The 19,785-nt window shown below is 74.6% G+C and carries 18 protein-coding genes and 2 tRNA genes; 8 read left to right on the forward strand and 12 right to left on the reverse strand.

Annotation, left to right across the window (positions count from 1 at the left end; translation table 11 throughout):
* Positions 1 to 1,017 carry a GNAT family N-acetyltransferase gene (locus GCU60_RS00675; RefSeq protein WP_163201713.1) on the reverse strand — a complete coding sequence of 339 codons (1,017 nt, stop codon included), beginning with the start codon at positions 1,015 to 1,017 and terminating at the stop codon, positions 1 to 3.
* A complete protein-coding gene (locus tag GCU60_RS00680) occupies positions 1,004 to 1,957 on the reverse strand; it encodes a phosphotransferase (RefSeq protein WP_163201714.1) in 954 nt (317 codons plus the stop codon). The genes GCU60_RS00675 and GCU60_RS00680 overlap by 14 nt, the downstream gene beginning before the upstream one ends.
* Positions 1,958 to 2,543: 586 nt before the next feature.
* Here GCU60_RS00680 and GCU60_RS00685 point away from each other — a divergent pair.
* Positions 2,544 to 3,665: a family 1 glycosylhydrolase gene (locus GCU60_RS00685; protein ID WP_163201715.1), complete on the forward strand. Its 1,122-nt coding sequence runs from the start codon at positions 2,544 to 2,546 to the stop codon at positions 3,663 to 3,665.
* A gap of 9 nt (positions 3,666 to 3,674) precedes the next feature.
* Here the strand turns inward: GCU60_RS00685 and GCU60_RS00690 are convergent, their stop codons facing one another.
* The 6 genes from GCU60_RS00690 to GCU60_RS00715 all read right to left on the reverse strand — a co-directional run bounded on the left by GCU60_RS00690 (position 3,675) and on the right by GCU60_RS00715 (position 7,487).
* Positions 3,675 to 4,367, reverse strand: coding sequence for a leucyl/phenylalanyl-tRNA--protein transferase (locus GCU60_RS00690; RefSeq protein WP_239520263.1), 693 nt, complete (start codon positions 4,365 to 4,367; stop codon positions 3,675 to 3,677).
* Between the two features lie 60 nt (positions 4,368 to 4,427).
* Entirely contained in the window at positions 4,428 to 5,486 is a 1,059-nt protein-coding gene (locus GCU60_RS00695; protein WP_163201792.1) for a PHP domain-containing protein, read from the reverse strand.
* Positions 5,483 to 6,031, reverse strand: a complete 549-nt coding sequence (locus GCU60_RS00700; protein WP_163201717.1) for a DoxX family protein — start codon at positions 6,029 to 6,031, stop codon at positions 5,483 to 5,485. Before GCU60_RS00700 ends, GCU60_RS00695 begins: the two co-directional genes overlap by 4 nt.
* A gap of 110 nt (positions 6,032 to 6,141) precedes the next feature.
* Entirely contained in the window at positions 6,142 to 6,393 is a 252-nt protein-coding gene (locus tag GCU60_RS00705) for a hypothetical protein (RefSeq protein WP_163201718.1), read from the reverse strand.
* A gap of 65 nt (positions 6,394 to 6,458) precedes the next feature.
* Positions 6,459 to 6,692, reverse strand: coding sequence for a hypothetical protein (locus GCU60_RS00710; protein WP_204261153.1), 234 nt, complete (start codon positions 6,690 to 6,692; stop codon positions 6,459 to 6,461).
* A 36-nt stretch (positions 6,693 to 6,728) separates the two neighbouring features.
* Positions 6,729 to 7,487 (reverse strand): hypothetical protein, encoded by a 759-nt coding sequence (locus tag GCU60_RS00715; RefSeq protein WP_163201719.1) that lies wholly within the window; start codon positions 7,485 to 7,487, stop codon positions 6,729 to 6,731.
* A gap of 137 nt (positions 7,488 to 7,624) precedes the next feature.
* Here GCU60_RS00715 and GCU60_RS00720 point away from each other — a divergent pair, with 137 nt between their 5' ends.
* Positions 7,625 to 8,029 carry a VanZ family protein gene (locus tag GCU60_RS00720; RefSeq protein WP_163201720.1) on the forward strand — a complete coding sequence of 135 codons (405 nt, stop codon included), beginning with the start codon at positions 7,625 to 7,627 and terminating at the stop codon, positions 8,027 to 8,029.
* Here GCU60_RS00720 and GCU60_RS00725 read toward each other — a convergent pair.
* Positions 8,008 to 9,444, reverse strand: coding sequence for a phosphatase PAP2 family protein (locus tag GCU60_RS00725; protein WP_163201721.1), 1,437 nt, complete (start codon positions 9,442 to 9,444; stop codon positions 8,008 to 8,010). The genes GCU60_RS00720 and GCU60_RS00725 overlap by 22 nt on opposite strands.
* A gap of 276 nt (positions 9,445 to 9,720) precedes the next feature.
* On the reverse strand, positions 9,721 to 10,251 hold the full coding sequence (locus GCU60_RS00730; RefSeq protein ID WP_163201722.1) for a CGNR zinc finger domain-containing protein: 531 nt from the start codon (positions 10,249 to 10,251) through the stop codon (positions 9,721 to 9,723).
* A gap of 103 nt (positions 10,252 to 10,354) precedes the next feature.
* Here GCU60_RS00730 and GCU60_RS00735 point away from each other — a divergent pair, with 103 nt between their 5' ends.
* The 4 genes from GCU60_RS00735 (at position 10,355) to GCU60_RS00750 (ending at position 14,897) form a co-directional block, all read left to right on the forward strand.
* The gene (locus GCU60_RS00735; protein ID WP_163201723.1) at positions 10,355 to 11,554 is read left to right on the forward strand and encodes an MFS transporter; all 1,200 of its coding nucleotides are present in this window, start codon (positions 10,355 to 10,357) and stop codon (positions 11,552 to 11,554) included.
* A 152-nt stretch (positions 11,555 to 11,706) separates the two neighbouring features.
* Positions 11,707 to 11,795, forward strand: a tRNA-Ser gene (locus GCU60_RS00740).
* Positions 11,796 to 11,815: 20 nt separating this feature from the next.
* Positions 11,816 to 11,888, forward strand: a tRNA-Arg gene (locus GCU60_RS00745).
* A gap of 276 nt (positions 11,889 to 12,164) precedes the next feature.
* Positions 12,165 to 14,897: a penicillin-binding protein gene (locus tag GCU60_RS00750; RefSeq protein ID WP_345770300.1), complete on the forward strand. Its 2,733-nt coding sequence runs from the start codon at positions 12,165 to 12,167 to the stop codon at positions 14,895 to 14,897.
* Between the two features lie 173 nt (positions 14,898 to 15,070).
* On the opposite strand, the gene GCU60_RS00755 is transcribed toward GCU60_RS00750, so the two are convergent.
* Together GCU60_RS00755 and GCU60_RS00760 are read right to left on the reverse strand one after the other, a co-directional pair.
* Positions 15,071 to 16,513 carry a dihydrolipoyl dehydrogenase family protein gene (locus GCU60_RS00755; RefSeq protein WP_163201724.1) on the reverse strand — a complete coding sequence of 481 codons (1,443 nt, stop codon included), beginning with the start codon at positions 16,511 to 16,513 and terminating at the stop codon, positions 15,071 to 15,073.
* A 74-nt stretch (positions 16,514 to 16,587) separates the two neighbouring features.
* On the reverse strand, positions 16,588 to 17,868 hold the full coding sequence (locus GCU60_RS00760) for an alpha-hydroxy-acid oxidizing protein (RefSeq protein WP_163201725.1): 1,281 nt from the start codon (positions 17,866 to 17,868) through the stop codon (positions 16,588 to 16,590).
* A gap of 283 nt (positions 17,869 to 18,151) precedes the next feature.
* On the opposite strand from GCU60_RS00760, the gene GCU60_RS00765 reads away from it, so the two are divergent.
* Both GCU60_RS00765 and GCU60_RS00770 read left to right on the forward strand, forming a co-directional pair.
* Positions 18,152 to 19,180, forward strand: coding sequence for a hypothetical protein (locus tag GCU60_RS00765; RefSeq protein ID WP_163201726.1), 1,029 nt, complete (start codon positions 18,152 to 18,154; stop codon positions 19,178 to 19,180).
* A 40-nt stretch (positions 19,181 to 19,220) separates the two neighbouring features.
* Entirely contained in the window at positions 19,221 to 19,721 is a 501-nt protein-coding gene (locus GCU60_RS00770; protein WP_163201727.1) for a MarR family transcriptional regulator, read from the forward strand.
* The last annotated feature ends 64 nt before the right edge of the window (positions 19,722 to 19,785 follow it).

Consider the following 19,785-nt stretch of genomic DNA (forward strand, 5'->3'; position numbering starts at 1 on the left):
CTACGCGCGGCGCCGCGCCGCGGCCGTCACGGCCAGCCGACCGCGGGCAGTGAGCGGCACGGCGACGGTGCAGACGTCGGCCTGCGCGTCGGCGAAGCGGGCCTTGTAGGGCTCGCCCCCACGCAACAGGCGGTACTCGCCCATCCCGTCCTCGAGCGCGGCTCGGATCGCGTGGGCCAGCAGCAGGAAGCCGACGGAGTGGGCGTCGAAGGCCGGGTTCCGTCCGCCCTGGTGGAAGTACTCGGCTCCGGCGAACCGGAAGCCGTGCAGGGATGCCACCGGCTCTCCGTCGAGCTCGAGCACCCACAGACGCAGGCGACCGGCGGCCAGGGCCACCGCGGCGAACTCGATCTGGAAGCGTCGCTCGCGGCCGCTGGCGAACCCGGCATCCGTGCCCCAGCGCTGCTGGTGCAACGTGAAGAGCGTGGCCATGTCCCGGTCGAAGGTTTCTTCGTCGGCCAGCCGGAGAACCACCCGGAAGTCCCGGTGCAGTCGCCGCTCCTTGCGCCGGGCCTGCTCGCGGAAGTTCCGGCTGCGGGCAGCCAGGAACTCGTCCCAGGTGTCGTACGAGAGCGTCACGACGGGGCTGGGCTCGAAGCGCAGGACCGTGCCGCCGAGCTGCTCGGCCCACGCCTCGGAGACGGGTACGTCGTTGGCGACGAACAGGTCGTGCCGCGGTCGGCCGCCGAGGAACGTGCGTAGCTCCCGGAGTGCGGAGGGCACCTGCGACGCCGACCCCAGGATGCCCAGCTGGTCGGCGGGGCCGGCTCCGAGCAGGCGGGCCTGGCGGAGCATCCGACCGGTGGAGGAGAGGGCCATGAAGGCGCCGGACCCCGGTACCGGGACGACGTGCGGTCGGGCGTTCTGGCCGTAGTGCCGCCACCAGCACTGCGCCCAGGCGTGCGTCAGAAAGATGTTGCCCGCCTCCGCGGCCAGTGCGTCCCAGTCCTCCGCGGAGGGCCCCGGTAGTTCCGCCACCGGCGGGACGCCCACCACGTCCTGCTCACGCCCGGACATGGAGGCCCTCGGTGGAGTGGGCCCGGACCAGCGACTCCAGCTGCCGGGCGACGAGCGCCGCAGACGTGGGGTGACTCCCGGGTCGCTGCATCCGGTGGCCGAGGTGGCGGGCGAACCACACGAGCTCGAGGTCGGGGACCAGCTGGGCGGGCGTGCCCGACCGAGCGACCACCTCGGTGGCGGCGGCTCGGAGAGCGGCCCCGTAGGGCCCGTAGCACCAGGCAGCGGTGAAGGCGTCACCCAGGATCTCCTCGCTCCAGCGCACGAGCCCGATGCCCTGCTCCAGCCAGGCCAGACCGGCGTTCCACAGATCCCCGCCGGGCAGTCCGCGATCCTCCCCTCCCTCCCAGTCCACGAGACCGGACAGCCGACCTTCGTGCATGAGCACGTTCTGCGGCGATACGTCGTTGTGGCCGAGGACCACGGAGGAGCGGGCCCGCACCCGCGCCACCGCGCCGGCCACGGCGTCTCTCGTGTCCTCGGACAGCAGTGAGCCGGCGAGAGCGGCATCGATCACGCCGTCCGTCACCGCGTCAGGAACACCGGGCGCGGCCGTGGCGGCGGCCAGGTCGCCGAGTCCTGCCGCAAGGGTGGCGAGCTCAGCCGGCCAGGTCAGGGCGGCGGATCGTCCGACCCGGATGGGAGCCACCCGTAGCGCACGACCGGGCAGCCCTCGCTGGAGGCTGTCGACGCCGGGCAAGGAGCCGAGCGCCCGCGGCGCCACTCCTGCCGGAGCCGCCCGGCTCAGCGCTGCGGCCTCGTGGTGAACCCCCGGATCGGCCCCGTGGGCCGTTTTCGCGACGACGAGCGGGGTGGCATCACCCGGCGCGAAGAAGAACGCGGTGCGGGCTGCGGCCCGCTCCAGCTCGAGTACCGAGAGCGACCGTCCCGGGGGCAGCGAGGGGTCGCGGGCCACCAGCTCGTCCCATCGGGCGAGCACGGTCTCGACCTGGGCGGACGGACCGGGCGCGGGACGGAGCCGGCCGGCTCGGCGGAGTGCCGCGGCCGTGGCCCGCTGCGGAATCCCCAGCCGGCCCACGGTCGTCCAGAGGAGTCGGGGCCTGCGGACGGCGGGAAGCCCGTACCGGAGTGCCTCCCGGGTCAACGAGACGTAGAAGCGGGCCGGTTCGGGCGCTCCGACCTCGACGATCGCAGCCCAGGGGCGGCTGACGTGGGTCCATGTGCGGGTACGCGCAGTCACGCGGGCGGTGCCGCGCGGCGCCCGGCAGCGCACGACCCTCCGGGCGCGGCACCAGCGTCAGCCATCTCGAACCCCCACATCCCGTGGCGACCCCGACCGGGTCCGGCACGGCCCTGGCCGCCACATCCGGGCTCATTCTCTCCTAGGCCCGCGCCCCGTGCGCGGCCCGAGGGAGTCGCACACCTCACCGGTCCCCTCGTGCAGGGACGGGCGCAGCCGTCATTGTTCGTGCACCCTGGGGGACGTGGACCTGGCGGTGGGGAGGAGACGGAGCCCCGTCGCGACCCACCGCGGCCGGTCGGGGCCGGCGTGTCGCTTCCCCCTGGTGGGCGTCCTGCTCCTCGCGCTGGTGCTCGCCACCGGCTGCCTTCCCGCCGACCGAGGCGGCAGCACCTCCTGGTGGGAGGGGACGACGTGCGGGAGCGCCGCTGCGTCTCCCGCGGCCCTGCCCTCTGCGGACGCCGTCCGGGACGACGGCGCGGACCCCTTGGCGGTGGGTGTCCAGTTCCACGGGCTGTGGCAGGAGTACACGGATTCCGAGCGTGCCCGCGTTCTGGACCAGTTCGTGGCAGCCGGTGTGGAGACGGTCCGGATCGACGTGTCCTGGGCCATGCTGCAGCCCGACGGACCGGACAGCTACAGCGAGTGGGGCGTGGGCTTCGTCGACGACGTGCTGACCATGGCTCATGAGCGGGGACTCGAGCCGCTCGTCACGCTGTGGCTGTCCCCGGAATGGGCGAGCGAGGACGGGGACGAGCGGGCCCTGCCCACGGATCCCGTGGACTACGGTCGCGTCGCTCGATGGGCGGCGCAGCGGTGGCAGGGGAAGGTCGCTGCCTGGGAAGTCTGGAACGAACCCAACGACGACGACTTCGCACGGAACGCCGACCCGGCCGCCTATGCCGATCTGCTCGAGGCGGCCTACTGCGGGTTCAAGACCGGGGCCCCCGAGACCCCGGTCGTCTTCGGCGGCACGTCGTACGTCGACCTGGACTGGATCGCCGCGGCCTACGAGGCCGGTGCCGGTGACCGGTTCGACGTGATGGGCATCCACCCCTACATGGGCGTCGCCGACAGCCCGCCGGAGACGCCGGACGGCGGTTCCGGTCGCACACTGGCCGCCGTCGGTGACCTGCACGAGCTGATGGCCGCCAAGGGCGATGCCGACAAGCCCATCTGGGTCACCGAGATGGGCTGGAGCGCACATCCCGACACCGGTGACACACCGGACTGGGCGCGCGGCGTGGCCGCCTCCGTCCAGGGTGACTACCTCGTGCGGGCACTCGATCTGCTGCGGGCGGAGCACCCGTACGTCGAGCGGTTCTACTGGTACACCGACCGCGATCGGCAGACGGGTGACACCCACTACGACAACTACGGGCTCCTCACCCAGGACCTTCAACCGAAGCCGGCGTACCGAGCACTGGCCGCGTACCTCCTGCGCTGACCTCGCCGGTCAGCGGGCCGGCGGCTCCCCGCGCGCCACGTCGAGCAGGCGTGCGGCGGGCAGTCGCTCCGTGGGGAGCCGGGCGGGGAGGCCGCGCGCCCGGCCCAGCAGCTGCAGGAACGTCGCGCGGTCGACGACCTGGGTGCCCAAAGCCTTGGTGTGCGGGGTGATGTACTGGCAGTCGATTCCGACGCCACCGCCGCTCCGGACACGGTCCGCGAGGTCGACGAGGGCGACCTTGGACGCGTGGTCCTCGGTGTGGAAGAGCGATTCGGCGCTGAAGAGGCCGCCGGTCTGCACGCCGAACGTGCCGCCGATCAGCCGGCCGTCGGGGCTCCATACCTCGATGCTGTGGGCCAGTCCCCGGCGGTGCAGCTCCGCGTAGGTGACGCGCATGTCGCCGGTGATCCACGTGTCGGGCCGGTCGGCGCAGTGGCCGACGACCTCGTCGAACGCTTCGTCGGCGCTGGTCGCCCAGCCCTTGCTCTTCAGCCGGCGCTCCAGCGTCCGGCCGAGGTGCACGGTTCCCGCCGTCAGGACGGCCCGTTCCCGTGGGCAGTACCAGGGGATGAGTCGAGAGTCCTCGGACCGAGGAAAGGGGAACCGTCCTGCTGCCGCGCCGCGGAGAAGGGCTTGCGGCCCGACTCCTGTGGTGACGCGGACGAGATCGCCGCGAGCGACCTCGCGCAGGGTGCGGGCCATGGCAGGGAGCCGCAGGAAGTGCAACACGCTCGGTATCCCCCTCTGATCGGGAACCCGAGCCTACGGACGCCGGTGGGCCAACCACTCCAGGAGCCGGTCCATCTGCCACGTGTTGATGACCCGGTCGGGCTCCACGCCGCACTCGATCGCGCGCTCCACGCCGTTGTACTGCCAGTCCAGCTGACCGGGGGCGTGCGCGTCGGTGTCGATGGCGAACTCGCAGCCGAGCTCGACGGCGAGGGTGAGCAACCGCCGGGGCGGGTCGAGCCGCTCGGGGCGCGAGTTGATCTCCACGGCGGTGCCGAACTCGACGCAGGCGCCGAACACGGCCTCGGCGTCGAACTGGCTCTCCGGGCGGGGCTTCTGCGTGCCGTTGCGCTGCTTGCGGCCGATGACCAGCCGGCCGGTGCAGTGACCGAGGACGTCGGTGTGCGGATTCGCGACGGCGGTGAGCATGCGGGCCGTCATGGACCTCGCGTCGGCGCGCAGGTCGGAGTGCACGCTGGCGACGACGACGTCGAGCCGGCCCAGCAGCTCGTCGGTCTGGTCCAGGGAGCCGTCGACGTTGATGTCGCACTCGATGCCGGTGAGGATCCGGAACGGCGCCAGCTCCTCGTTGAGCGCGGCGACGACGTCCAGCTGCTGCTCCAGCCGCGCGGGGGAGAGGCCGTTGGCGACGGTCAGCCGGGGGGAGTGGTCGGTCAGCGCCATGTACTCGTGGCCCAGCGCGATCGCGGCCTCGGCCATCTCGCGGATCGGGCTGCCGCCGTCGGACCAGTCGGAGTGCAGGTGCAGGTCACCCCGGAGCGCGGCGCGGAACTCGGCGACGTCGTCGGCCAGGGGGACCAGCTCGGCGAGGTCCTGCTCGAGCTTCGCCAGGTACTCCGGCACCTGCCCCTTGTGCGCCTGGACGACGACCGCGGCGGTCTTGGGGCCCACGCCCTTGAGGTCCTTGAGCGTGTTGGTGCGGATCTTGAGGTCCAGCTGCTCGTCGGTCAGCCCGTCGACCACGGCGGCCGCCGTCCGGAACGCCTGCACCCGGTAGCTGGGCTCGCGGGCGCGCTCCAGGAGAAAGGCGATCCTCCGGAGCGCGGCCGCGGGCGGGAGCGCAGTGCTCAGCGGGAGGCCTTCTTCAGGCGCTTCTCGGTCTGCTTCTGGGCCTTCGCGGCACGCTTCTGCGCCTTCGCGAAGTTCTTCTCCGTGCTGTCGGCGGCCTTCTGGGCGGCGCGGCGGGCCCGGTAGCCCACCGACGGCTTGCCCTCGGTGTCGACGGCGGCCAGCAGCAGCCCGCCGAGCATGCCCAGGTTTTTCACGAAGTGGGCGATCTTCTCGAAGGAGACCTTCGGGTCGCTCTCCTCCCAGAACCGGTGGCCGGCGAGCGTCGTCGGCACGGTGGAACCGGCCAACGCCAGCGACGTCAGGCGCGGGAACCGGCCGAGGGCCAGCAGCACACCCGCGCCGACCTGCAGCGCGGCGTTGGCCTTGACGTACTGCTCCACGTCGCGGGGCACCTCGACGGGGAGCTGCTTGTCGGCGGTCTCGGCGAGCTTCTCCACCACGGGGCGGGCGCCCGGCACGCGGTCCTGCGGCTTCCGCAGCGTGCTGATGCCGCCGTAGATGAAGGGCGTGGCGAGCAGGGGCCGAGCGATCCGGCGAACGAGCATGGTGACCTCTTTCCTCGATGTCACTGGGGAGTCCCGGGTGCACTGCCCGGAAGATCCACCCCGCAATCGTTCGCCCGGCGTGCGCCGTCGTCCGCCGATCCCGCGGCCGGTCAGCAGTCCTGCGGCGGGAGATCCGGGAAGGGCACCCACGCGCGCACGAGCGACCACCGGTGCCCGTCGCGGCGCTCGACCCGGAAGTCGCCGCGCACGACCGGCTCGACGGGCTGACCGCTGTCGAGCGCGGGCGGCTGCGGGTGGTCGGCGGCGAGCTCGCGCCCGCGGGCCACGGCGCCCCGGTCGTCGTCGGCGTCGAAGCACGTCAGCTTCTCGCCGAGGCCGCTGAGCAGCCGGTAGGTGGGCACGCTTACACCGTAAAGCACCGCGGAACCCCCACGGATCTGCGACGACGCCTTCCGTCGTCGCGGGCTCACGTCGCCGGCTGCTCCCCGTCGTCGTCCGTGTCGTCGCCGCGCCGCTGTTCCTTGACGTAGGCGTCGAGCGCCACGCCGAGGGCGAGCCCCAGGCCCATGCCGACGGCGAGGTTCTCGAACAGCAGCTGGCCCAACCCGGCGCCGAGCGCGAGCCCGATGGCCAGGCCCGAGCCCTCCTGCCAGGAGGCGATCCAGGCCGGCCGGTCAGGAGAACTGGACGGTTCCACCACGCACGGACCCTAGCGGGGCGAGCCGGGACGGCGCCGTCAGGCGGCCGTCTCTTCGAAGGTGAACGGGTCCACCGTGTCACTGGCGTCGAGGTCGAACGACATCCCGTCGATCAGCCAGCGGTGCCCGCTGCCCTCCGGCGCGGGGATCAGCGCATAGGTCAGCTCCCGCACCATCAGCATGCCCATCGGCGCACCGGCGTCCATGACACGGGCCTTGGCCGTGTGGGTGAACCGGACGACCAGCCGCGGCTCGGCGCCGTCCTCGATCCAGGCATCGGGGTCCGAGACCGACTGCTCCACCACGAACGACCCGTCCGGCATGAAGGTGTACGGCGTCGCGCTCGTCCCGACGTCGAACCAGGCCAGCGCCCACGTCGACAGGCAGTCCTCGCGCACCGCGTCCAGGCAGCCCTGGGCGGCGGCGCGGAGTTCCCCGACCGTCTCCGGCGAGACGCGGGCGAGGACGGGGGCCAGGTCGTCGACGGTGTTGTTCCCGTCGGCGATGAAGGTGTCCGGGTCGAAGTTCTGCGTGGCGACGGCCACCATCTCGTCGTACCCGGCCCGCACGGCGTCGTCGCCGAGCTCCGCGATCGCGTCGGCGACGGTCCCGCCGGAAGGCAGGACGGGCACGGAGGCCTCGGCGACGACGGGGCCGGCGGGCTCCGGCGCGGCCGACGTGGTCGCCGCCCGCTCCTCGGCGGTCGCCGTCGGCTCGGCGCTCCCGCAGGCGGTGACGGTCAGGGTGAGCACGGCGAGGGCGGCGGAAGCGGTGAGCCGGGAGGTGCGTCGGGACATGGGGCGGCCATCGACACGGCGCCGGCGGGACTCCAGCGCATCCCGGTGCCGGTTCACCCCGTCGGGGCAGCGGCGGTCACCCGCGCTGCCGGGTGCCGCTGCCCGCCCGCACCGACGGACCGCTAGCGTCGCCCTCCATGAGCCGCCGGCTGGCCGTCGCAGGGCTGGTCGCCTACCTGGTGGCGCTGGCCGCCGTGACCCTGGGCGCCTCGCCTGGCGGCCTCTTCGTCCGTGGCGCCCGTGTCGCCCGGCGGATCGACGGCTTCGGGTGGGTGTCCAGCGGCGACGTCGAGCGGGCGGCCAACGTGCTGCTGTTCGTGCCGTTCGGGCTGCTGCTCTGCTTCGCCCTGCCCACCGTCGACCGGTTCGTCGTCTGGCTGCTCTGCGTCGCCGTGTCGGTCGCGGTGGAGGCGGCCCAGTTCGTGCTGCCCGGGCGGGACTCGACACCGGTCGACGTCGTCACCAACGCGACCGGCGCGGCGCTCGGGGTGCTGGCCGCCGTCGTCTGGACCCGGGCCCGTCAGCGGGTGCGGCAGCAGTAGACGGTGAGCGCCTCGCGCTTGCGGAAGCGGAACTCCGTGGCCGCCGCGCCCATCTCGCCGTCGTAGGCCACCCGCTGCGGCCCGGAGCGCGACACCACGGTCACCTCCTCGGCGGCGAAGTGCCCGTAGCTGCGCGCGTGCTCGCTCACCCCGAGCAGCGTGGCCAGCACCGCACGGGTGCGGCCGAAGCGCAGGTCGGCCCGCAGGTACTGGACGTCGAGCAGCCCGTCCTCCAGCCGCGGCCGGTACGCCGGCGCCAGCCCGCGCGGGGTGTAGGTGCAGTTGCCGATGAACAGGATCCAGGTGCGCAGCGGCCGGCCGTTCACCACGAGCTCCACCGGCGACCCGGTGCGCAGCACCTGCGCCGCGGCCACGGTCAGCGCCAGCCACTTGCCCAGCCGGGCGGCGAGCCGGTCCCGGCGGCGGACCATCTCCGGATAGGCGCCGATGCTGGAGGTGTTGAGGAACGGCGTGCCGTTGACCTCGGCGACGTCGACCTTCACCGCCTGCCCGGCCAGCACCGCGTCGACGGCGTCCTGCGGGGTGTGCACCCCGACGTCCCGGGCGAAGTGGTTGAGCGTGCCGGCCGGGATGACCGCCAGTGGCAGGCCGTGCTCCAGCGCCACCGCGGCGGCTGCGGCCACGCTGCCGTCACCGCCGGCCACGCCGAGCGCCGTCGCCCGGCCGGAGGCGGCCGCCTCGCCCAGCAGGTCGGCGACGCCGGCCTCCTCGCTGAGCTCCAGCACCTCGGCGCGGGGCAGCAGCCGGCGGATGTCCTCGGCCGGGTCGTAGTCGTCGGGCCCCGAGCGCGGGTTGACCGCCACCACCAGCCCGGCGCCCTGGTCCAGTGCCGGCGCGGCGAAGGAGGTGCGCACCCGAGCCGGCACGGTGGGCTGCCGGAGCCACCAGTGCTGGCTGGCCGCGGCCACCGCGGTGCCCACGGCCAGGCCCGCCAGCACGTCACCGGGGTAGTGGACGCCGACGTGCACGCGTGAGTAGCCGACGCCCAGGGCGAGCGGCGCCAGGGCGGCTCCCGCGGCGGGGCTCTCCATCGCCAGGCCGGTGACGAAGGCGGCCGCCGAGCTCGAGTGCCCGCTCGGGAAGGACAGGCTGCCCGGCTCGCGGCGCAGCCGGCGCTCGGTCCGCAGGTTGGCCAGGTCGGGGCGCACCCGGCCGAAGATCCGCTTGAGGACGACGTTGACCACGCCGCTGGACACCAGCATCGAGCCCAGGCCCCGGATCGCGCCGCGGCGGAGGCTGCCGCGGCGGGCGCCCAGCACGAGCGCGATCAGCATCCAGAGCCGGCCGTGGTCGGCGAGCGTGGACAGCCGGCGCAGCCAGCGGTCGGCCGGCGTCGTGGGGAGGTCCCCGATGAACGCGTGCAGCCTTCGGTCGAGCTGCCGGGGGGAGGCCATGGGTCGGACGCTAGCCCCGCCACCCGCCGTCCGCGGCCCGTCGATCAGGTCTCCTGATCATTTCGGGTCCTGGCTCATCACTCGGGGCGTCGCAGGCATGGCGGGAGCCGGCTCCCGGCCGGCCCGCTCGCCACGCCGAGGGGGCCGGCCGGTGTGCGATCTGGCGACGGTCGCGCTGGGTGTCGGCCGCGCCGGGTAGCAGCGAGGCGCGCCGTCGACCGCGGGGTCGACTGCCATACCGCGAGGGCGAGGTGGCGGGGGCGTGCCGGAGGGGCGTCAGGACTTCTGGCGGGCCCGGTAGGCGGCGACCGTGGAGCGGCTCGCGCACGTGTTGGAGCAGTAGCGCCGGCTGGCGTTGCGCGAGGTGTCGACGTAGACGTCGTCGCACCCCTCCGCCGAGCAGACGCCCAGCCGCTGCCAGCCGTGCTGCACCATGACCTGCGACAGGCCCATCGCGACCGTCGTCGTCAGCTGCTCCAGCACCGGGGCGTCGGGGCGTGCGTAGTGCAGGTGCAGCTCGCCGTCGTGGTCGGTGGCGTAGGGGCGCGGCCGGGCCAGCGCGAGGAGCTCGTTGAGCCGGGTCAGGACGTCGTCCTGCGACTCGGCCAGCGCCACGGCGCGCACCAGCAGCGCGGTGTCCGCGGCCTTGCGGGCGTCGGACGGCGCCAGGTCCTGCGAGGTCCCGGGCGTGAACCACTCGTCGTGGGCGGCCAGGAAGCGCGACACGGCGCCGTCGGGCTCCAGGTCGGCGTTGGCCAGCGCGATGGCCAGCTCGACCGCGGTCGACCCGTAGGTGTCGTAGTCCAATTGACTCGCTACCTTCCAATCCCTACTGTGGGGGCGTCGTAGGGGGTCAACACTCTTTGACCGCCTACCGTTCCCTTCCCTGCAGTGCGAAACGAGTTCCCGCGTGCGTGCCTACCTCACCGTCTGGCGGCTTCCCTCCGCCCCGGTGCTCCTCCTCGCCGGTTTCGCCGGTCGCCTTCCGTCGTCCATGGTGCCGCTCGCGCTGCTGCTCATGGTGCAGCAGCAGACCGGGTCCTACGCCGTCGCGGGGCTCGCCGCGGCCACGCTCGGCATCGCGTCGGCCGCCATGGCGCCGGTCCTGGGACGGCTGGCCGACCGCAGGGGTCCCCGCCGGCTGCTGCTGACGCAGGCCGCGCTCTACCCGCTGCTGCTCGCCGTGCTCGTGGCCGTCGTCCTCGGGAACGCGCCGGACGCCCTCGTCGTCGCCGCCTCCGGTCTGGCCGGCGCCAGCACGCCGCTGGTCTCCGGGACCGTCCGCGCGCTCTGGTCGCGCACCGATCCGCGCACCCGCCCGACCGCGTACGCCCTGGACGCCACCGCCACCGAGCTGGTCTTCGTCGTCGGCCCCGCCATGGTCGCCGCGCTCGCCGTCCTCGCCACCCCGGCCTGGGGCCTGGCCGTGGCCGGCACGCTGGGCGCCGTCGGGGCGCTCGGCGTCGCCCGCGCCGCCCGCTCGTGGGTGCCGCAGGTCGCGCCCCGGACGAGCCTGTTCTCCACCGTCAGGGCCCCTGGCATGCCGCGGGTGCTGGTCAGCGGCTCGGCCCTGATGCTCGGCTTCGGGGCCCTGGAGGTGGCCATCCCCGCGTTCGCCGACTCGACGGGACGGCCCGGCATCTCCGGGCTGCTGCTCGCGGTCTGGGCGCTCGGCTCGGTGGCCGGTGGCCTCTGGTTCGGCGCGAGGGTGCTCAGCGCCTCCCTGCCCCGGCAGTACCGCTGGCTGCTGTTCGGCGTCACCATCGGCCTCGCGCCGCTGGCCTGGGTCTCCAGCCCGTGGGCGCTGGGCGTGCTGCTCTTCCTGGGCGGGACGGCGATCGCGCCGACCCTGACCGTGCAGAACTCGCTGGTCGGCTCCATCGCGCCGGTGCACGCCACCACCGAGGCCTTCACCTGGCTCTCGACCATGACCGTCGGCGCCTCCGCCGTCGGTGCGGCGCTCGGTGGCGCGCTGATCGAGAGCCGGTTCGGGGTCCCCGGTTCGCTCGTCCTGGCCTGCCTCGGCGCGGCCGGCGCGGTCGTCATCACGCTGCTGCCGGGGCGCGGTCCGCTGTCCGCCGCGCCGGCCCGCGAGGCCGTCCCCGCCTGACCTCGCGGCCGAGCCCTGCGAACTCGTGGTCATCAGCGGCTGATCACCAGGAGTTCGCAGGGCTCGGCGCCGGGCACGAGACCCCCGCTGGGAGGCCTCCGGAGGCGCTGGTAGTCTCTCTTCTCGGCGGTTACGAGGTGACTCGGACCCCGGGAGGCTTCGCCTAGTCCGGTCTATGGCGCCGCACTGCTAATGCGGTTTGGGTTAATCCCCATCCCGGGTTCAAATCCCGGAGCCTCCGCGCACGACAACTGAACACACGCACCCGTAGCTCAACGGATAGAGCATCTGACTACGGATCAGAAGGTTAGGGGTTCGAATCCCTTCGGGTGCACGTCTGGTTGAGACACCGAGCGGCCCCGCACTTCGACGGAAGTGCGGGGCCGCTTCGTGTCCGCGTCGCGCCCTCGCTCCGGGGGTGCTGTGCCCGCTCTCGGGCGCCTGCACGACAGCCCCAGCAGCGGTTGCACCCCAGAGGGACGCCGCGGAGAACTTTGCGATCGCGTGACAGACCGGCCGCAGGGGTGCCCCTCCCGGCTGCATCGGGCACAACGGGAGGCGGCCCCGTCGCGCGCGGGCGCCACCGTTGCCGCCTGCGCCGAGGAGTTCCGTGTCGCCCCGCCCCACCATCGACGGCCTGCCGCTGCCCGGCATCGAGCAGGCCACGGGGCCGATCCCGCGGCGCGCTCGGCACGGGCTGCTGGCCCGGCTGGCGCTGGCGGTCGTGCTGGCGGGTGCCCTGGTCGCGGCGTTCGTCGCCCCGGTCGTGGGCGGCGCCTCGTTCCTCACCCAGGCCGGCGCCGGCCTGCTGCGGCCGGTCGAGGCCGACCTGCTCGACCGCACCCCGCCCGGCAACACCCGGATCCTCGCCGCGGACGGCTCGCTGATCGCCGAGCTCTTCCAGCGCAACCGCACCGTGGTGCCCGGGGAGGCGATCGCCCCGGTGATGAAGGACACCATCGTCGCCATCGAGGACAGCCGGTTCTTCACCCACAGCGGCGTGGACGGCAAGGGCCTGCTCCGGGCGCTGGTCCGCAACGCCGCCGCCGGCGAGGTCGTCCAGGGCGGCTCGACGCTGACCCAGCAGCTGGTCAAGCAGATCCGCCTCCAATCGGCCGACGACGCCGCGTCCCGGCAGGCGGCCACCGAGCAGAACGTCGGCCGCAAGCTGCGCGAGGCGCAGCTCGCCCTGGCGCTGGAGGAGCGCTACGGCAAGGAGGAAATCCTCACCCGCTACCTGAACCGGGTGTACTTCGGCGCCGGTGCCTACGGGGTCGCGGCCGCCGCCGAGACCTACTTCGGCGTGACACCCGACGCGCTCACCCTCGCCCAGGCTGCCACCCTCGCCGGCCTGGTGCAGAGCCCCACTGCGTACGACCCCTTCGTCGCCCCCGAGCGGGCCACCGAGCGGCGCGACGTCGTCCTCGCCCGGATGGCCGAGCTCGGCATGGCCGACCCGGCCGCCGTCGAGGAGGCCCGCAGCGCTCCCGTCGTCCTCACGCCCGGCGAGGGCCCGCCGCGCGGCTGCCGCGAGGCGCGGATCGGCGGGTTCTTCTGCGACTACGTGCTGGACCACCTGACCGGCACCCTCGGCCTGGACCGCGAGCTGCTCGACACCGGTGGGCTCACCATCGAGACCACGCTGGACCCGGCTGTGCAGCAGGCCGGCGACGCCGCCGTGCTGAACACGCTGGGCATGGGCGACCCGCGCGCCGGCATCTACACGGCGGTCGAGCCGGGCACCGGTCGGGTGCTCGCCATGTCGGTCAACCGGATCTTCGGTGCCGCCGAGGGCGACCCGGCGCGGACGACGGTGAACCTCAACGTGGTGGCCGGTCAGGGCGCCGGGTCCACGTACAAGGTGTTCACCGCGGCCGCCGCGCTCGAGCAGGGCATCGGCCTGGACCACCGCCTCACCACGTCGGACCCCTACGTGTCGGACATCTACCGCGACGGCGCCGGTCCCTACGACGTCGAGAACGCCGGCGGCTACCCGCGCACCCTGGACATGGAGGAGGCCCTCTACCGGTCCTCCAACACCTACTTCCTCGCCCTGGAGGACCAGCTCGGCAGCGTCGAGGGGCCGGTGCGGATGGCCCAGCGCCTCGGGCTGCGCTCCCTGGACCCCGTGGCCGACCAGGTGGTCGCCGAGAACCGGGGCTCCTTCACCTTCGGCGCCGAGGCCACCAGCCCTCTGCACCTGGCCAACGCCTACGCCACGCTCGCCGCGAGCGGCACGCGCTGCGACCCCTCGCCGATCCACCGGGTCCTCGACCGGTCCGGTGAGCCGCTGCTCGCCGACGACGGCCGGCCGCTGGGTGAGCCGCGGTGCGAGGCCGACGTCGTCGCGCCCGGTCTGGCGCACACGCTCACCCAGGCGCTGCGCAAGGACGTCGAGCGGGGCTTCTCGGGGCAGACCGGCCGCCGCGCCTTCGTCCCCGGCCACCAGATCGCCGGGAAGACCGGGACCACCCAGAACAACTACTCGGTCACCTTCGTCGGGTACACACCGCAGGTGGCGGCGAGCGTGATGGTCTACGACCCGGTGCGGAACCAGGACGTCGGCGGCTTCGGCGGCCTCATGCCCGCCCAGATCTGGCACGACGCCCTGCAGCCGGTGCTCGGCGCCCGGCCCGCGGTGCCGTTCCCGCCGGCCGACCCGCAGTACGTCGAGGGCACCCGCGAGACGATCCCGGCCGGCTGTGCCCGCCGGTCGGTCGACCGGTGCCGCACCCTGCTCGGCGCCCGCAACCTGGCCGCGTCCGTGGTGCCGGTCGACAGCGGCCTGGCGCCGGGGACGGTCGTCTCCGTGGACCCGCGGCCGGGCACCCTCGTGCAGAGCGGCCGCGCCGTGACGATGCTGGTCAGCAACGGCGCGCGCTGGACGCCGCCGCGGCCCGAGCCCGCCCCGGCACCTGCTCCTGCGCCGGCCCCCGCTCCTGCGCCGGCACCCACCCCGACGCCCACTCCCGAGCCGACGCCCACGCCGGAGCCCACGCCGACTCCTGAGCCGACGCCCACACCGGAGCCCACGCCGACTCCCGAGCCGACCCCGACGCCGACTCCCGAGCCGACCCCGACGCCGACTCCCGAGCCGACGCCGACGCCGACTCCCGAGCCGACGCCGACTCCCGAGCCGACGCCCACGCCCGAGCCGACGCCCACGCCCGAGCCCACGCCCGAGCCCGCGCCGACGCCGGAGCCCACGCCTGAGCCGACGCCGCCCGCGCCCGCCCGAACGCCGGAACCCACGCCCGAACCGGAGCCCACGCCCGAGCCCGGTCCGCAGCCGACGGAGCCCGCCCCGGAGACGGCGGAACCCACGGCCCCCGCGGGGGAGTAGCTGTGGGGGCGGGGGGCCGGTTCTGACGGTCTGGCCGCGTTGGTCGGTCTACCCAGCGATGGGTAGCCACTCGGTCCCGGCTACCCCCGCCCCGCACCTACTGTGACCCAGGCCACATGGCGGCGTCAAGACGGCGTCGGAGTGTCGTGCCGCAGGGGCCGGCGCCGCCGCGGTCAGCCCGCGCGGCGCAGGGCGGCGGAGGCGCGGCGGGCCACGAGCAGCGCCCCGATCACCACGCGCGCGGCCGGCCGCGCCAGCCGCCCGCGGGCGTCGCCGATCGCGGCGTTCCACTGCGGGTCCGCGTACGTGGGGTACGGGTGGATCGAGGACGTGAGGTCCGACGTCGTCAGGCCCTTCGTGACCGCCAGGGTGAGCTCGGCCAGCGCCTCGCCGGCCCGGGGACCGACCACCGTCGCACCGCGGACCCGGTGCCGGCCGTCGACGACGAGCCGGCTGAACCCGTCGGGGTTCTGCTCGGCGATCGCCCGGTCGGCCGAGCGCAGCCGGCGGGTCAGGACCGTGCGGTCGGGGCCTGCGGCCGAGGTGGGCTCACCGACGGAGGCCACCTCGGGCTGGGTGTAGGTCACGCGGGGGACGGCGGACAGGTCGACCGTGCGCCGCAGCCCCAGGACGGCGTTGCCGGCGGCCAGGCTCCCGTGCACCCCGGCGAGGTGGGTGAGCTGCGGATGCCCCGTCACGTCCCCGGCGGCCCAGATGTGCGCGTTCGTGGTGCGCAGCGCCGCGTCGACGACCACGGCACCGCGCTCGTCGACGTCCACGCCGGCGACATCGAGGCCGAGCCCGGCGGTGCGCGGCGCCCGTCCGGTGGCGACCAGCAGGCGGTCGAAGTCCACGGTGGCACCGTCGTCGAGCACCAGGCGCCCGGCGTCGACCCGCGTCACCGATGCGCCGGTGCGCACCTGGACGCCGTCCCGGACCAGGGCGTCGGTGACCGCCGCCGAGGCATCGGGGTCCTCGCCGGCGAGCAGCCGGTCCGCGGCCTCCACGACGGTCACCCGCACGCCGAGCCGGGCCACCGCCTGGGCCAGCTCGCAGCCGCTGGTGCCGCCGCCGAGCACGGCCATGCGCTCGGGCAGGTCGGGCTGGTCCCAGAAGCTGTCGGTCGTCAGCGGCCCGGCGTCGGCCAGTCCCGCCAGTTCGGGGAGCGCGGGTGCCGATCCGGTGGCGACCAGGGCCTGGCGGAAGCGCACGGGCCGCCCGTCGATCTCCGCCGAGGCGGGGCCGGTGAACCGGACCGACCCCGACGTCACCCGCGCCCCCGACCGGCGGACGGCGTCCGGCGAGTCGACCGGCTCGATCGTGGTGATCGCCCGGCGGACGTGCGCCAGCACGGCGGGCACGTCGACGGTGACGCCGTCCGCGTGCACGCCGTACCGCGCGGCAGCCCGGGCGTCGGCCGCCGCGTGCGCCGCGGCGAGGAGGGCCTTGGACGGCACGCAGCCGGTCCACAGGCAGTCCCCGCCGAACCGGGCGCGTTCCACCAGCAGGACGCGGGCGCCGAGCGCCGCGGCGGTCTGCGCCCCGATCAAGCCGGCGGTGCCGGCCCCCACCACCAGCAGGTCCCAGCGGCGGCGGCCGATCGCGTCGTCAGGCATCTCCCGATCCTGGCCCCGGCGGAGCGGTCCCGCCGTCCCACCGGTCCGGCAGCACCAGGGGCGCGACCGGGGCGTCAGCCGACGCGGCGGAGGATGTCCGGGCTCAGCTGGTCGACGGCGGTGTGCCCGGTGAGACCGAGGGTGAGGTCGAACTCGCCCACGACGTCCTCGATCACCTGGCGCACCCCCTGCTCGCCGGCCAGCGCCAGACCCCAGGCGAACGGGCGGCCGAGCAGCACCGCCGTCGCGCCGAGTGCCACCGCGGTGAACACGTCCGCGCCGCTGCGGATGCCGCTGTCGAACAGCACCGGAGCGCGGCCGGCGACGGCGCCGAGCACCTCCGGCAGCGCGTCCAGCGCGGCGATCGAGCGGTCCACCTGGCGGCCGCCGTGGGTGCTGACGACGATGCCGTCCATGCCCTCCTCGAGCGCGCGGCGGGCGTCGTCGGGGTGCAGCACGCCCTTGACCAGGATCGGCAGCTTCGTCCGCGACCGCAGCCAGGCCAGGTCGTCCCAGCTGATCGACGGGCGCGAGTAGATCGACAGGAAGGTCTCGACGGCGGCCCGCGGCAGCGGTGAGCGCAGGTTGTCCCGGAAGTTGCCGGGCCAGGCCTTCGCCATCGTGACGAGGGCCTTCACCGCGGCGGGGGTGGGGCGCGGCTGGGCCTGCTTCGGGCCGGGGGCGGCGGCGCGCTCCTCGACGAGCCGGCGGAACACCGGGTCGGAGGTGTACTGCGCGATCCCCTTGCCGAGAGCGAACGGCAGGTGGCCCAGGTCCAGGTCGCGCGGGCGCCAGCCGAGCATCGTGGTGTCGAGGGTGACCACCAGGGCGTCGCAGCCGGCGGCCTCCGCGCGGCCGATCAGGCTCTCGACCAGCTCGTCGGAGGTCGACCAGTACAGCTGGAACCACCGCGGCGAGTCGCCCATCGCGGTCGCGCAGTCCTCCATGGACGCCGAGCCCTGGTTGGAGAACACCATCGGGACGCCGGTGGCCGCGGCCGCCCGGGCGACGGCGAGGTCTGCCTCCGGGTGGACCAGTTCCAGGGCGCCCACCGGCCCGAGCAGCAGGGGTGCGGGCAGCCGGCGGCCGAAGAGCTCCACCGAGGTGTCCCGGGCGCTGGCGTCACGCAGGACGCGGGGGACCACTGCCCACTTGTCGAACGCCGCCCGGTTGGCGCGCTGCGTGACCTCGTCGCCGGCGCCTCCGGCCACGTAGGCGTAGGCGCGGGCGTCCAGGACCCGCTTCGCGCGCTCCTGCAGCCGGCGGATGCCGACCGGGACCGAGGGGGAGTGGCCGAACACCCCCGCCCGGTAGACCTCGTTCTGCCGACGCCGTCCCGCACCCGCTTCGTCCACGCGGCCACCGTAGTGATCGCGATCTCACCGGGGGCACCGGGTGGCGCACTCGTGACGTCCGGATGAGTGGAATGCGGCCGGAGCGGGAACGAATCGGCGACACGCCGCACGACACGCACGACACGCGCGTAACGGGCTAGCAACGAAGCGTCACATCCGTCATCATCTGAAACTCCAGTGCATCGGTTTGGGGGCAGCGCTGACGAGCAGGTTCGAGCGGAACGCCGCATCGACGTGGACCACGTCGGCGCGGCCGGCCCGCGGCGCGCTCTCCGCCGGTGTCGTGACCGGCCTCCTCGCCGTGCTGATGGCCGGCGCCCTGGCCACGGCCGGCCCGGCCGCCGCCATCGAGGACCCCACCCGCCCGGACTCCCAGGTCACCCACGGGCCGAGCTGCCGCCCCGGCGGCATCGTCGTGGAGGTCGTCGCCGGCACGGCGTCCTACACGGTGCGGCTGGCGACGTCCCGCACACCCGCGGGCGAGGACGAGGTGACCCTGGCCCCTGGTGCGTCCGCGGTCCTGCAGACCGGCGACGTCGCCCCCGGCGAGACGATCGACCCGCGCCTGGAGTTCGCCGCGCTCGACGGCTCGGGCACCACCTACGTCGACGAGCTCGAGGACTACACCCTCACCCGGCCGACGACCGAGGACTGCGAGGCGGCGACCTCCCCGCCGACGGTGCCCGCGCCGCCGCCCCCCACGGCCACCGTGCAGCCCGGCAGCCCGAGCCCCTCGCAGACCAGCCCCAAGCCCTCCACCACGTCGCGGCCCAGCGGCACCACCACGACGACCGCCGGCACCCCGACCACGGGCACCACGACGTCGCGGACGACGTACGGGCCCACCACCGGCACGCCGTCGCGCACGTCGGCCACGGTCGTGCCCTCCGTCGACGGGCCGGCCCGCGGGGACGGCCAGGAGGTCCTCGCCGGGGGCACGGTCTCCCTCCGGGGTGCGGGGTTCCTCCCGGGCGAGAAGGTCAACGTCCTGCTGCACGGCACCGACACGGTGCTGGCCACCGCCACCGCCGGGACCGACGGTCAGGTGCACGTGGACGTGCTGATCCCCACCGGGGCGACGGCCGGCCCGGCCACCCTGGACCTCGTCGGGGTGGACTCCGCGCAGTCCACCGGGGTGCGGCTGCAGGTCGCCGCCGCCGAGCACGCGGTCGACCTGGCGCCGAGGGGAGCGGTGTCGCTGGCCTCGCTCATCGCGGCGGCGACGGCGCTGGTCCTGACCGCGGCCGCGCTCGTCTCGGTCGCCGGGACGCGGCACGCCGAGCGACGTGAGCGCTCCACCGCCTCTTCCTGACGGCGGTTTCGCCGTCCCCCGATCAGGGGACCCAGGGGCCGTGCAACGGTCCGAGGACGCGCTCGCGCGTGGAGTCCCGCGGGACGCCACCACTCTTCCCGGAGTCGCTCCCCGCCCCGCCGAGACGTGGCTGCGCATCGTGCAGGTGCACGACCGCATCACCCGGCGGGTCGACTCGGCGCTCCACCGCCACCACGACCTCTCGCTGACCGGGTTCGAGGCGCTGCGGCGCATCGCCGAGTCGCCGGACGGGCGCGCCTCGATGGGAGACGTCGCCGACGCCGTCGGGCTCTCCCGACCGGGGGTGACCAGCACCATCAGCCGGCTGGTCGAGCAAGGCCTGGTCGTCCGCGAGCGAGGGGGCGCCGACCGGCGGCTGCTGCACGCCCGCCTCACCGAGGCCGGGCGGAACCGCGTCGAGGCCGCCGCCGGCACGCACGACGAGATGGTCGCCTCCCTGCTGGGTCTGCTCGGCGACGACGCCGCGCTGGTCACCGATGCGCTGGCGCGGGTCTCCGCGGCCACCCGCGACCGTCGCTGACCGCTCGCGGAGCGCCCAGACGCTTCAAGCCCGTAGTTTTCGCCGTCCGGAGAACGGGCAGGAC

The sequence above is a fragment of the Blastococcus saxobsidens genome (genome assembly GCF_010682065.1).
In the GTDB taxonomy this organism is placed as follows: domain Bacteria; phylum Actinomycetota; class Actinomycetes; order Mycobacteriales; family Geodermatophilaceae; genus Blastococcus; species Blastococcus saxobsidens_B.